The sequence below is a fragment of the Erwinia sp. INIA01 genome (genome assembly GCF_025947915.1).
Taxonomy (GTDB): domain Bacteria; phylum Pseudomonadota; class Gammaproteobacteria; order Enterobacterales; family Enterobacteriaceae; genus Erwinia; species Erwinia coffeiphila.
This window is the reverse complement of the sequence record NZ_JAPDNC010000004.1, coordinates 265,359-278,576: the sequence shown is the minus strand read 5'-3', so window position 1 is coordinate 278,576 and position 13,218 is coordinate 265,359. Positions and strand designations below refer to the sequence as shown.

Annotated in this window: 11 protein-coding genes; all 11 read left to right on the top strand. The window is 54.0% G+C overall.

The genetic code is table 11. The features are described 5' to 3' along the window. Positions 1-17 precede the first annotated feature (17 nt). A complete protein-coding gene (serC, locus tag OMR58_RS09350) occupies positions 18-1,103 on the top strand; it encodes a 3-phosphoserine/phosphohydroxythreonine transaminase (RefSeq protein ID WP_105593448.1) in 1,086 nt (361 codons plus the stop codon). Positions 1,104-1,193: 90 nt separating this feature from the next. Next, positions 1,194-2,480 carry a 3-phosphoshikimate 1-carboxyvinyltransferase gene (aroA, locus tag OMR58_RS09345; protein ID WP_105593447.1) on the top strand — a complete coding sequence of 429 codons (1,287 nt, stop codon included), beginning with the start codon at positions 1,194-1,196 and terminating at the stop codon, positions 2,478-2,480. 209 nt (positions 2,481-2,689) lie between these two features. Continuing rightward, complete coding sequence (cmk, locus tag OMR58_RS09340; protein ID WP_105593446.1) at positions 2,690-3,373, top strand: (d)CMP kinase; 684 nt, start codon at positions 2,690-2,692, stop codon at positions 3,371-3,373. 151 nt (positions 3,374-3,524) lie between these two features. Continuing rightward, the gene (rpsA, locus tag OMR58_RS09335) at positions 3,525-5,198 is read left to right on the top strand and encodes a 30S ribosomal protein S1 (protein ID WP_105593445.1); all 1,674 of its coding nucleotides are present in this window, start codon (positions 3,525-3,527) and stop codon (positions 5,196-5,198) included. Positions 5,199-5,282: 84 nt separating this feature from the next. After that, positions 5,283-5,570, top strand: coding sequence for an integration host factor subunit beta (ihfB, locus tag OMR58_RS09330; protein ID WP_105593444.1), 288 nt, complete (start codon positions 5,283-5,285; stop codon positions 5,568-5,570). Positions 5,571-5,805: 235 nt separating this feature from the next. Then, entirely contained in the window at positions 5,806-8,070 is a 2,265-nt protein-coding gene (locus OMR58_RS09325; protein ID WP_264545770.1) for a ComEC family protein, read from the top strand. A gap of 35 nt (positions 8,071-8,105) precedes the next feature. Continuing rightward, entirely contained in the window at positions 8,106-9,854 is a 1,749-nt protein-coding gene (msbA, locus tag OMR58_RS09320) for a lipid A ABC transporter ATP-binding protein/permease MsbA (protein WP_264545769.1), read from the top strand. Next, positions 9,851-10,825, top strand: a complete 975-nt coding sequence (gene lpxK / locus OMR58_RS09315) for a tetraacyldisaccharide 4'-kinase (RefSeq protein ID WP_264545768.1) — start codon at positions 9,851-9,853, stop codon at positions 10,823-10,825. The genes msbA and lpxK overlap by 4 nt, the downstream gene beginning before the upstream one ends. A gap of 60 nt (positions 10,826-10,885) precedes the next feature. Beyond that, positions 10,886-12,109 carry a winged helix-turn-helix domain-containing protein gene (locus tag OMR58_RS09310; protein ID WP_264545767.1) on the top strand — a complete coding sequence of 408 codons (1,224 nt, stop codon included), beginning with the start codon at positions 10,886-10,888 and terminating at the stop codon, positions 12,107-12,109. Between the two features lie 79 nt (positions 12,110-12,188). After that, positions 12,189-12,371, top strand: coding sequence for a Trm112 family protein (locus OMR58_RS09305; protein ID WP_105593439.1), 183 nt, complete (start codon positions 12,189-12,191; stop codon positions 12,369-12,371). Next, on the top strand, positions 12,368-13,114 hold the full coding sequence (gene kdsB, locus OMR58_RS09300; RefSeq protein WP_264545766.1) for a 3-deoxy-manno-octulosonate cytidylyltransferase: 747 nt from the start codon (positions 12,368-12,370) through the stop codon (positions 13,112-13,114). The genes OMR58_RS09305 and kdsB overlap by 4 nt, the downstream gene beginning before the upstream one ends. Positions 13,115-13,218: the final 104 nt, after the last annotated feature.

Sequence of the window (13,218 nt, the reverse complement as noted above, 5' to 3'; positions counted from 1 at the left end):
GAAAGTGGTGAGGGGAAATGAGTCAGGTTTTCAATTTTAGCTCTGGCCCGGCAATGCTGCCGGTAGAAGTGCTCCGTCGTGCTGAGCAGGAACTCTGCAACTGGCAGGGGTTAGGCACCTCCGTAATGGAGATCAGCCACCGCAGTAAGGAATTTATTCAGGTGGCGGAAGAGGCAGAAAAAGATTTTCGCGATCTGCTGAAAATCCCCTCCAACTACAAAGTTTTATTCTGCCATGGTGGCGCGCGTGCGCAGTTTGCCGCGGTTCCGATGAACCTGCTGGGTAGCCATACGACTGCAGACTATGTTGACGGTGGTTACTGGGCGGCTAGCGCTGTAAAAGAAGCGCAGAAGTACTGCACGCCGAATGTGATCGACGCGAAAACTACGGTTGATGGCCTGCGTGGCATCACCCCGATGAGCAGTTGGGCACTGTCCGATGACGCCGCCTATGTTCACTACTGCCCGAATGAAACTATTGATGGTATTGCCATCAGTGAAACGCCTGATTTTGGCGACAAGCTGGTTGTAGCCGATCTCTCTTCAACCATTTTGTCCTCACCGATTGATGTTAGCCGCTACGGCGTACTGTATGCCGGTGCTCAGAAAAACATCGGCCCGGCTGGGCTGACGCTGGTTGTTGTGCGTGAAGACCTGTTAGGCAAGGCCCGCAAAGAACTGCCTTCTATTCTTGACTATAAGGTGCTGGCTGATAACGACTCGATGTTCAACACGCCACCGACCTTCGCCTGGTATCTTTCTGGCCTGGTATTCAAGTGGCTGAAAGAGCAGGGCGGCGTGGCTGAGATGGACAAGCGTAACCAGCTCAAAGCCGATCTGCTGTACGGCACTATCGATAAAAGTGACTTTTATCGCAACGATGTCGCCGTAGCAAACCGCTCGCGTATGAACGTGCCTTTCCAGCTGGCCGATGCGTCACTGGATAAGCTGTTCCTGGAAGAGTCCTTCGCGCACGGCCTACATGCGTTGAAAGGCCACCGCGTAGTCGGCGGCATGCGTGCTTCAATTTATAACGCGATGCCACTGGAAGGTATCAAGACGCTGACTGATTTCATGATCGACTTCGAGCGTCGTCACGGTTAAGGATTTAGCCGAAACTGCAGTACGTTTTTAATCTGAAACCCCGCCTTGCTGCGGGGTTTCATTGTAATTTTTTTGGAGAGTACGTTTCACATGCAGGATTCCCTGACGTTACAACCTATCGCCCTGGTCAACGGTACCGTTAACCTTCCTGGTTCCAAGAGCGTATCGAACCGCGCGCTTCTGCTGGCTGCGCTGGCTAATGGCACCACCCGTTTGACTAACCTGCTGGACAGCGATGACGTTCGCCACATGCTCAACGCTTTGCAGCTGCTTGGCGTTCACTACACGCTGTCTGCTGACCGCACGGTGTGTGAAGTGGTGGGTCAGGGGGGAGCGCTAAAGGCTGATGGTGCGCTGGAGCTGTTCCTCGGTAATGCCGGTACGGCGATGCGTCCGCTGGCAGCAGCCCTGTGCCTCGGCAGCAATGATATTGTGCTGACCGGTGAGCCGCGCATGAAAGAGCGTCCGATTGGCCATCTGGTTGATGCACTGCGACAGGGTGGTGCGGTCATTGAATACCTTGAACAGGAAGACTACCCGCCGCTTCGTCTTAAGGGCGGTTTTAGCGGCGGTGATGTATCCGTTGATGGCAGCGTATCCAGCCAGTTCCTGACGGCACTGCTGATGACGGCCCCACTGGCGGCAAACGATACGCATATCGTCATCAAAGGCGAACTGGTATCGAAACCGTACATTGATATCACGCTCAATCTGATGGCAACCTTTGGCATTGAGGTCGAGAACGACAGCTATCGCGCGTTCCACATCCGTGGGCAGCAGCAGTATCAGGCTCCGGGTGATTATCTGGTTGAGGGCGATGCTTCCTCGGCTTCCTATTTCCTCGCGGCGGCGGCCATCAAAGGCGGCACCGTTAAAGTCACCGGCATCGGTCGTAAGAGCATGCAGGGCGATATTCGTTTCGCCGACGTGCTGGAAAAAATGGGTGCAAGTATTGAGTGGGGCGATGACTTTATTGCCTGTACGCGTGGCGAACTGAATGCTATCGATCTGGATATGAACCACATTCCCGATGCGGCAATGACCATCGCGACGGCCGCGCTGTTCGCCAAAGGCACCACGGTAATGCGCAACATTTACAACTGGCGTGTTAAAGAAACCGATCGCCTGGCGGCAATGGCCACCGAACTGCGTAAAGTTGGCGCTGAAGTTGAAGAGGGGCACGATTACATCCGCATCACGCCACCTGCAGCGATCCAGTATGCCGAGATTGGTACCTATAACGATCACCGTATGGCGATGTGTTTCTCGCTGGTCGCACTGTCGAGCACCCCGGTCACCATTCTCGACCCAAAATGTACTGCGAAAACGTTCCCTGACTACTTTGAACAGCTTGCCCGTATCAGCCAACTGGCATAACAAACTCTTCCGCCGCACTGAGGTGCGGCGGAAGCTGCGTTTATCTCATTCTATTCTGCTGCATTACCCGCCTGTTGTTTGAACCCGTCTAAAATTTTGTAGCTGACTATGTTTAAGGGGTAACTATCCCGGTTTTTGCAGCGTATAATGCGCGACGATATTTGTCCGGGCACTGATAGCCGCAGACATTCCACCGACAGGAGAACGACATGACGGCAATAGCCCCAGTGATCACCATTGATGGCCCAAGTGGTGCGGGTAAAGGCACATTATGTAAAGCGATGGCCGAAGCATTGCAGTGGCACCTGTTGGATTCTGGCGCAATTTATCGCGTGCTGGCGCTGGCAGCACTGCATCATCAGGTTGATATCACTTCTGAAGAAGCGCTGGTCCCGTTGGCTGCTCATCTTGACGTGCGTTTTGTGTCCAGTGAAGGCGAGATGGAAGTCATCCTTGAAGGTGAGGATGTTTCCGCAGAGATCCGTACTCAGGATGTCAGCAACACCGCGTCAAAAGTTGCCGCATTTCCACGCGTGCGTGAAGCCCTGCTGCGCCGTCAGCGCGGTTTTCGTGAACTTCCGGGCCTGATCGCCGATGGGCGCGATATGGGTACCGTTGTATTCCCGGATGCGCCAGTGAAAATTTTCCTTGATGCCAGTTCGGAAGAACGCGCGCATCGCCGTATGCTACAGTTGCAGGAAAAAGGCTTTAGTGTTAACTTTGACCGCCTTTTATCCGAGATAAAAGAACGCGATGAGCGCGATCGTAACCGGTCGATTGCACCTTTGGTGCCTGCGGATGATGCCTTAGTGCTTGATTCGACAACAATGTCTATTGAGCAGGTCATTGAAGTTGCGCTAAAATATGCGCGCGAAAAGCTTGCTATTGCGTAATAGGTAATTCCGACGAGAGTGCACTATACTGTGCACCTGTTCGCAAAATTTAATTAACCCTGTGATATGGATGTTATGGGGCATGTGAAACAACCCCACCCGTCAGGATGTCAGGTGGACGTTAAATTGAAGAATCCTGAAGATTATCAATATGACTGAATCTTTTGCTCAACTATTTGAAGAATCCCTGAAAGAAATCGAAACCCGCCCGGGTTCCATCGTTCGTGGCGTCGTTGTTGCTATCGACAAAGACGTTGTTCTGGTTGATGCGGGCCTGAAATCTGAATCTGCAATTCCTGCAGAGCAGTTCAAAAACGCAGCCGGCGAACTGGAAATCCAGGTTGGCGACGAAGTTGACGTTGCTCTGGATGCAGTGGAAGACGGCTTCGGTGAAACCCTGCTGTCCCGTGAGAAAGCTAAACGTCACGAAGCTTGGATCACGCTGGAAAAAGCTTACGAAGATGCTGAAACTGTTACCGGTATTATCAACGGCAAAGTTAAAGGTGGCTTCACAGTTGAGCTGAACGGTATTCGTGCGTTCCTGCCAGGTTCACTGGTAGACGTGCGTCCAGTGCGTGATACTCTGCACCTGGAAGGCAAAGAGCTTGAGTTCAAAGTAATCAAGCTGGATCAGAAGCGCAACAACGTGGTTGTTTCACGTCGTGCGGTTATCGAATCCGAGAACAGCGCAGAGCGCGATCAGCTGCTGGAAAACCTGCAGGAAGGCATGGAAGTTAAAGGTATCGTTAAGAACCTCACTGACTACGGTGCATTCGTTGATCTGGGCGGCGTTGACGGCCTTCTGCACATCACTGACATGGCCTGGAAACGCGTTAAGCATCCAAGCGAAATCGTCAATGTTGGCGATGAAATCAACGTGAAAGTGCTGAAATTCGACCGCGAGCGTACCCGTGTTTCTCTGGGTCTGAAGCAGCTGGGCGAAGATCCATGGGTTGCTATCGCTAAACGTTACCCAGAAGGCACCAAGCTGACTGGTCGTGTAACCAACCTGACCGACTACGGCTGCTTCGTTGAAATCGAAGAAGGCGTTGAAGGCCTGGTACACGTTTCTGAAATGGACTGGACCAACAAAAACATTCACCCATCTAAAGTTGTTAACGTGGGCGACGTTGTTGAAGTTATGGTTCTGGACATCGACGAAGAACGTCGTCGTATCTCCCTGGGTCTGAAGCAGTGCAAATCTAACCCATGGCAGCAGTTCGCAGAAACCCACAACAAGGGCGACCGTGTTGAAGGTAAAATCAAGTCAATCACTGACTTCGGTATCTTCATCGGCCTGGACGGCGGCATCGACGGCCTGGTTCACCTGTCTGACATCTCCTGGAACGCTACCGGAGAAGAAGCAGTTCGTGAATATAAGAAAGGCGACGAAATCGCAGCTGTGGTTCTGCAGGTTGACGCAGAGCGCGAGCGTATCTCCCTGGGCGTTAAGCAGCTGGCAGAAGATCCGTTCAACAACTACATCTCTCTGAACAAGAAAGGTGCAATTGTTAACGGTAAAGTGACTGCAGTTGATGCTAAAGGTGCTACAGTTGAATTAGCTGACGGCGTTGAGGGTTACCTGCGTGCTTCTGAAGCCTCGCTGGACCGCGTTGAAGACGCAACTCTGGTTCTGAATGTTGGCGACGATGTTGAAGCCAAATTCACCGGTGTTGACCGTAAAAACCGCGTTGTTAGCCTGTCTGTACGTGCGAAAGACCAGGCAGACGAGAAAGAAGCCATCAATACTGTTAACACCAAACAGGAAGAAGGCAACTTCTCTAACGCTATGGCTGAAGCTTTCAAAGCAGCTAAAGGCGAGTAATCTTCGCTTTAAGGGCAGCGTAAGCTGCCCTGTATCGTCGATAACTGCCAGAGCTATTCCTACAAGGGATTAACCGGAGGTTTTATGACCAAGTCAGAACTTATTGAAAGACTTGCTGGCCAGCACTCTCATATACCGGCGAAAGTCGTTGAGGATGCGGTAAAAGAGATGCTTGAGCATATGGCGACGACCCTGTCGCAGGGCGAGCGCATTGAAATCCGGGGATTTGGCAGCTTCTCTTTGCATTATCGCGCACCTCGTACCGGCCGTAACCCGAAAACGGGCGACAAAGTGGAGTTGGAAGGTAAATACGTTCCACACTTCAAGCCAGGTAAAGAACTGCGCGATCGCGCCAATATCTACGGCAGCTGATAGCGACGAAACGATAAAAACGACACTCAGGTGTCGTTTTTTTTTGCTCATATACGGTGATTCGGCCGCGATACGATAACAGGCCGCATTGTAGAATCTGAACCCGACGCACAATAATCCCTTCCTGTTGCTGTAAAACAGAAAGAATTTTCGGCACGTCTCTTAGCTCTGAACCGACGCTAATGCCTGTCTCTCACCTGCATGTCACACTTTGACCTGCTATCAGGGAGGAAACATGCGCATAACGGCAACACAGCTGGCTGGCAGTCTTATTATCGGCACTTTGCCGCTCACGGTCATACCCCGTTTACCCGGATATGGGTACGATATCGCTGCGATCGTACTCTCATTTTTACTTATGCGCTGTTCACAACGCGTTGCTATTTTCACTGCAATGGTTCTGCTGTTCTCTCTCTGGCCGTTGAATACCGCCCGATCTCTTCAGGAGCAGATTGACTGGCTTACGCAGGGGATTGTGCGGGCAGAGGTGCAAATTGACACTGTCCTGCCCGGTGCTGAACGCGCCAGAGTGCGTCTGTTTCGTCAGGATGGCCGGCTACTATTTCCTCCGATTTATGCTTCCTTGCGATTACCTGGCGACGAAAAGACTTTCTGCCAGGGGCAGCGATGGGATATGACCCTGGCGCTTCGTCCTCTTCATGCCCAGCTAAATGAGGGAGGGTTCGATCGGCAGCGATTTACTCTGGCCAACAGCATGCCGCTTACAGGGCGAGTAATTAGTGCGGAAGTTCGGCAGCCCCGGTGTAGCTGGCGTGGCGCTATCATGAATTCTACCCGGCAAAACTATGGTCATTTACCCTGGCAGGCACTGATTTCCGCGCTGGCATTTGGCGACCGTTCAGAGGTTAAGCGTGAAATTACCCAGCTGCTAAGAGAAACGGGTACGGCACATCTGATGGCAATTGCCGGGATGCAGATTGGACTGGCTGCAGGATTTGGCTGGTTGGTTGCCAGACTCATTCAGTTCTTTTTCCCTGCATGGATGATTAACTATCGCTTTCCTTTGTACTGCAGTTTGCTGGTGGCACTGATCTACTGCTGGCTCTCCGGCAGCAATCCACCAGCGATGCGCGCGATGCTGGCATTACTGATGTGGAGCACATTAAGGTTGAAGGGGATTAACTGTAGCAGCTGGCAGGTATGGCTATTTTGTATTGCACTTATCCTGTTTCTGGAACCGCTCAGTATTCTGTCAGACAGCTTGTGGATGTCGGCGCTGGCCGTTGCGGGGCTGCTGATATGGTATCAAGGCTTCGCACTTCCTATCCGTTTCCGCAGGAGGAAGCGTTGGCTGCCACTCCGACTGCTGCATTTGCAATTGGGCATGCTGCTGCTGTTAATGCCGCTACAGGTATTTATTTTCCATGGTTTTAGCCTGAGTGCGCTAGTGGCTAATCTGTGGGCCGTGCCGTTGATATCTCTGGTTACCGTACCGCTGATACTGACATCGCTGTTGGTAAACTTCCTGCCGTTGGTCGGCCCTTTTATATGGTGGCTGGCCGATCGCTCACTGGCACTGGTTTTTTTCCCGTTGCAGCAGTTACCGAACGGCTGGTTTCCTCTGGAAAGCACATTCGCCGCCGGTTCGCTGGCGTGTTGGCTTCTGCTGCTCGCGTTTCGCTTTGGCTGGTGGCGTAGCTCTCCATTCACTCTGGTGGCGTGCACGTTGCTGTTGCTGAGCTGGCGTAATTTTAGCGCTAAACCCGAGTGGCGGGTGGATATGCTGGACGTTGGTCACGGGTTAGCCGTGGTGATTTCACAACATGGCAAGGCAGTTTTATATGATACCGGCAATCGCTGGCCAGGAGGGGATGTCGCCCACAGTCAGATCATTCCCTGGCTGGAATGGCAGGGGTTAACGCTGACCGACGTGGTTATCAGCCACGCGCATCTTGACCACATTGGCGGATTGCCGAGCATACAGTCTGCATATCCCGATGCCCGGGTGCGAAGCGCTTTAAAGCGCCCGGGTCATTTACCCTGTCATCGCGATGCAGGCTGGCGCTGGCAGGGGTTGACGTTTCAGGCGCTGTGGCCGCCAGAAAATATGCCCGGTGAAGGTAATAATCAGTCCTGCGTGGTGATGGTTAGCGACGGGCGATGGCGCGTGCTGCTGACCGGGGATATTGAGCGCGAGGCAGAGCTGCAGCTCGTTGCCGAACAGCGCGCCGCGCTGAGTGCCGATCTGTTGCAGGTTCCGCATCACGGCAGCCGTACCTCATCAACCCCGCCGCTGCTGCGTGCGGTAGCGCCGAAGGCCGCCATTGCCTCTGCTGCACGTTACAGCGCCTGGCGGTTACCCGCATCGAAAATAATTATGCGCTATGATGAAAATCGGATCATCTGGCGCGACACCGCACTTTCCGGGCAGATTAGCGCGCGCTTTTTCGTTGATAACTGGCATCTTTTGGGGTTAAGAGAACAAATAATGAACCGTTGGTATCATCAGTGGTTTGGCGTACCCAGGGAATCCAGGTAGAATGAGCGGCTATTTCAACTAAAGCTGGTTAAATAATGCATCTGGATAAAGATCTCTCAACCTGGCAGACATTTCGTCGTCTCTGGCCAATGATTGTGCCTTACAAGGCGGGATTATTTGTGGCCGCAGTCGCGCTGATCCTTAACGCGGCGGGCGATACGCTTATGCTGTCACTGCTGAAGCCTTTACTCGATGATGGTTTTGGCAAGGCGGATAGTTCTGTTCTGATATGGATGCCGCTGGCCGTTATCGGTCTGATGCTGATTCGTGGTATTACCAGCTATGTCTCAAGCTACTGTATATCCTGGGTGTCCGGTAATGTGGTCATGGGCATGCGCCGCAGGCTGTTCAGCCATATGATGGGAATGCCGGTCTCGTTTTTCGATCAGCAGTCGACCGGAACTCTGCTTTCGCGTATTACCTATGACTCTGAGCAGGTTGCGTCTTCGTCTTCCAGCGCGCTGGTGACGGTTGTACGTGAAGGGGCCTCGATCATCGGCCTGTTTATCATGATGTTCTACTACAGCTGGCAGCTGTCGTTGATCCTGATTGTTCTGGCACCGATTGTATCCTTTGCTATTCGCAGCGTGTCAAAACGCTTCCGTAATATCAGCAAGAACATGCAGAACACCATGGGGCAGGTGACCACCAGCGCCGAGCAGATGCTGAAAGGACACAAAGAAGTGCTGATCTTTGGCGGTCAGCAGATCGAAAGCGAGCGTTTCGACCGCGTCAGCAACCGTATGCGCCAGCAGGGGATGAAGCTGGTTTCAGCTTCATCCATCTCTGACCCCATTATTCAGCTGATTGCTTCGCTGGCGCTGGCATTTGTACTGTATGCGGCAAGCTTCCCAAGCGTGATGGAAACGCTGACCGCCGGTACGATTACCGTTGTGTTCTCATCGATGATTGCGCTGATGCGTCCGTTGAAATCACTGACCAACGTTAACGCCCAGTTCCAGCGCGGTATGGCTGCCTGCCAGACGCTGTTCTCGATTCTGGACAGCGAGCAGGAAAATGATAAAGGCACCCGTACCGTCGATCGCGTGAAGGGGGATATCGAGTTCCGAAATGTGACCTTCGCTTATCCAGGCCGTGAAATCCCTGCGCTGAAGAATATTAATCTCAATATTCCGGCGGGAAAAACGGTTGCACTGGTCGGGCGCTCAGGCTCAGGCAAGTCCACTATCGCCAGCCTGCTGACGCGCTTCTACGATATTCAGCAGGGTGAAATTCTGATGGATGGCCACGAGCTGCGCGAATATACCCTGTCGTCGCTGCGTAATCAGGTGGGGCTGGTTTCTCAGAATGTGCACCTGTTTAACGACACTATCGCCAACAATATCGCCTATGCGCGCAGCGAGCAGTACAGCCGTGAAGATATTGAGAAGGCGGCGATCATGGCCCATGCGATGGACTTTATCGGCAAAATGGAACATGGTCTTGACACCGTCATTGGTGAAAACGGCGTGCTGCTTTCCGGCGGCCAGCGTCAGCGTATCGCCATTGCCCGCGCACTGCTGCGGGACTGCCCGGTACTGATACTGGACGAGGCCACATCGGCGCTGGATACGGAATCCGAGCGCGCGATTCAGGCTGCGCTGGATGAACTGCAGAAAAACCGCACTTCGCTGGTCATTGCTCACCGTCTGTCGACTATCGAAAAAGCCGATGAAATTGTGGTGGTGGAAGACGGGCAGATTGTTGAGCGGGGCAGCCATGAAACGCTGCTGGCTGAACGTGGTGCCTATGCCCAGCTACATAAGATGCAGTTTGGTCAATGATTGAGCGTATCTGGAGCGGCCGCTCTGCGGTGTACGTGCTGCTGTTGCCGCTAAGCCTGCTCTACGGACTCATCAGCAATTTGTTGCGGTTGAGCTACGTTTGGGGCTGGCGCAAAGCGTGGCGTGCTCCGGTTCCTGTGGTGGTGGTGGGTAACCTCACCGCCGGTGGCAATGGTAAAACTCCGGTGGTTATCTGGCTGGTACAGGCCTTGCAGCAGCAGGGTTTGCGGGTTGGCGTGGTCTCACGCGGCTATGGCGGCAAGGCTGCGCGCTATCCCCTGGTGTTGGATGTGGAAACCAGTACGGCTGAAGCGGGTGATGAGCCGGTGCTGATTTATCAGCGTACCGGTGCTGCCGTGGCAGTATCACCCAGCCGCCGGGAAGCCGTTGAGGCCCTGCTTGCAGCCGGACCGATAGACATTATCGTTACAGATGACGGATTGCAGCATTACGCGCTGGCACGTGATATTGAAATTGTGGTTGTGGATGGCGAGCGGCGTTTTGGCAACGGCTGGTGGTTACCGGCGGGTCCGATGCGTGAGCGTGCCGGTCGGCTAAAACACGTCTCTGCGGTGATCAATAACGGCGGCGTGACGCAGCCGGGTGAACTGGCGATGCAGCTGGTGCCCGGTAAGGCGATTAACCTGTCCTCGGGCGCTGAACGTGATGCGTTAACGCTGAATAACGTCATTGCGATGGCGGGTATCGGTCATCCCCCGCGATTCTTCAATACGCTACGTAATCTGGGTATTTCTCCGGTAAAAGAGGTCGCTTTTGCCGATCATCAGAATTATAGCGCCGAGGAGCTTGGCGCTTTAGTTGAATCCGGGCAAACGCTGCTGATGACCGAAAAGGATGCGGTGAAAGCCCGGGCATTTGCCTGTCCAGACTGGTGGTATTTACCGGTGGACGCCGTTGTGCAAGATGCCGATGCGCTACTGGCTCGTATTCTGGCGCTGAGCAACGGCTAACGGTCGATCTCTGTTCTGCCGGTCAGCGCTTAACTAACCTGTTCGTTGACGGAGCGCGCCATGATCTCCTCAGATCTTTCTTTGAACCATGCCCGTCAGCTTCAGTTGGCGGCACAGGGATTATTACGGCCACTGCGTCGGAAAGCCCTTTTCGACGATCTGCTTGCCAGCATCCGGCAAATGTCTTTACTGCAAATCGATACCATTCATGTAGTGGCTCGCAGCCCCTATCTGGTGTTGTTCAGCCGCCTTGGTGGTTATCCCCCTGAGTGGCTGGAGCAGGCGCTGGCTCAGAAACAGCTGTTTGAATACTGGGCACATGAGGCCTGTTTTATTCCCATTGAGGATTATCCTCTGCTGCGCCACCGCATGTTGAACCCCACGGCGCTCGGCTGGAAATACAATCAGGCCTGGATGGATCAGCATCATCAGGAGATAACCGGACTGCTCGAGCATATCCGCGAACGGGGACCGGTCCGATCCGCTGACTTCGATGCTCCGCCGGGTCAGATACCGGGCTGGTGGTCGTGGAAACCACACAAACGCCATCTGGAGAATCTGTTCAGCGCCGGGGAATTAATGGTGACCGAACGGCGAAACTTCCAGCGGGTGTACGATCTGCGCCAGAAAATAATGCCGCAGTGGGATGACCGGCTGCACGCGCTGAGCGAAGAAGATGCGGTGCAGCAGATGCTGGAACGCAGTGCGGCCAGTCTCGGTATTTTCCATCCGTCGTGGCTGGCCGATTACTATCGACTGAAGCGTGCGCCGGTAGCATCTTATCTGGCACAGCGGCTGGAACAGGGGCTGGTTCGCGCGGTGCGGGTGGAAAAACTCGGTGAGCTGTACGTTCACCATACTCGCTATTCGCAGTTGGAAAACCCGCAGACAGCAACGCACACTGCAATACTCTCTCCGTTTGATCCGCTGGTCTGGCATCGTAAGCGAGCTTCGGAGCTGTTTAATTTCGACTATCGCCTTGAATGCTATACCCCCGAAGCCAAACGCCAGTACGGCTATTTTGTGCTGCCGATTTTGCACCGTGGTGCCTTAAAGGGGCGGCTGGATGCCCGTATGCTGCGCAAAGAGCGCGTTTTGCAGATCCGGGAACTGTGGCTGGAACCGGGTACGCGAATCAGTCAGCAGCTTCTGGATGATTTACCGCGTGCGCTGACCAACTTTGCCCGCTGGCAGGGCGCGGAATATGTCAGGCTGGACGCGCTGCCATCGGAGTTAGCGCATCGCTTGCCCGCCGTCTGGTCCACAGGGCCAGATAGCGATTAATCCCGAAGTTAGCAACAGCACCGGCGGCAGCTATGGTATTCTTTACCTACTGTAATTCCGGGTCCATTACGGAGGAACCATGGATCATCGTTTACTCGAAATCGTCGCTTGTCCTGTTTGTCACGGCAAGCTGTACTTTAATAAAGACCAGCAGGAGCTGATTTGTAAGCCTGACGGTCTGGCCTATCCGGTTCGTGACGGCATTCCTGTTTTGCTGGAAGTGGAAGCCCGCTCTCTGACGCTGGAAGAGACTCATCCATGAGTTTTATCGCCATTATTCCTGCCCGTTTCGCTTCCACTCGTCTGCCGGGTAAGCCGCTGGTTGATATCCACGGTAAGCCGATGGTTGTCCACGTCATGGAGCGCGCGCTTGAGTCCGGCGCCGAACGGGTTATTGTGGCGACCGATAACGCGGATGTGGCCCGAGCGGTTGAGGCTGCTGGCGGGGAAGTCTGCATGACGCGTCCCGATCATCAGTCCGGCACGGAACGCCTGGCGGAAGTGATTGAGAAGTATAACTTCCCGGACGATGCGGTTATCGTCAACGTGCAGGGTGATGAGCCGATGATCCCACCGGTGATTATTCGCCAGGTTGCGGACAATCTGGCTCAAAGCACGGCAGGCATGGCGACGCTGGCCGTCCCGATCACCTCTGCTGAAGAGGCGTTTAACCCGAACGCGGTAAAAGTGGTGCGCGATGCCAACGGTTACGCGCTCTATTTCTCGCGGGCCACCATTCCGTGGGATCGCGAGCGGTTCAGCTCTTCACGTGATGAGATTGGCGATACCTTCCTGCGCCATATCGGTATCTACGGTTATCGTGCCGGGTTTATCCGTCGCTATGTCAGCTGGGAAGCCAGCCCGCTGGAGCAGATCGAGCTGCTGGAGCAGCTGCGCGTGCTGTGGTACGGCGAGAAAATCCACGTTGATGTCGCAAAAGCGATTCCCAGCGTAGGTGTTGACACGCCAGAGGATTTACTTCGCGTCCGCGAAGCGATGCAGTAATGTCTGCGGGGCCGGTTATCTGGCCCCCTTATTCTTCGCTGAAATTGATCCCGCACGGGGTAAATTCCCCGCCTCAGCGCCATCATAGATACCCGCATTGTCCA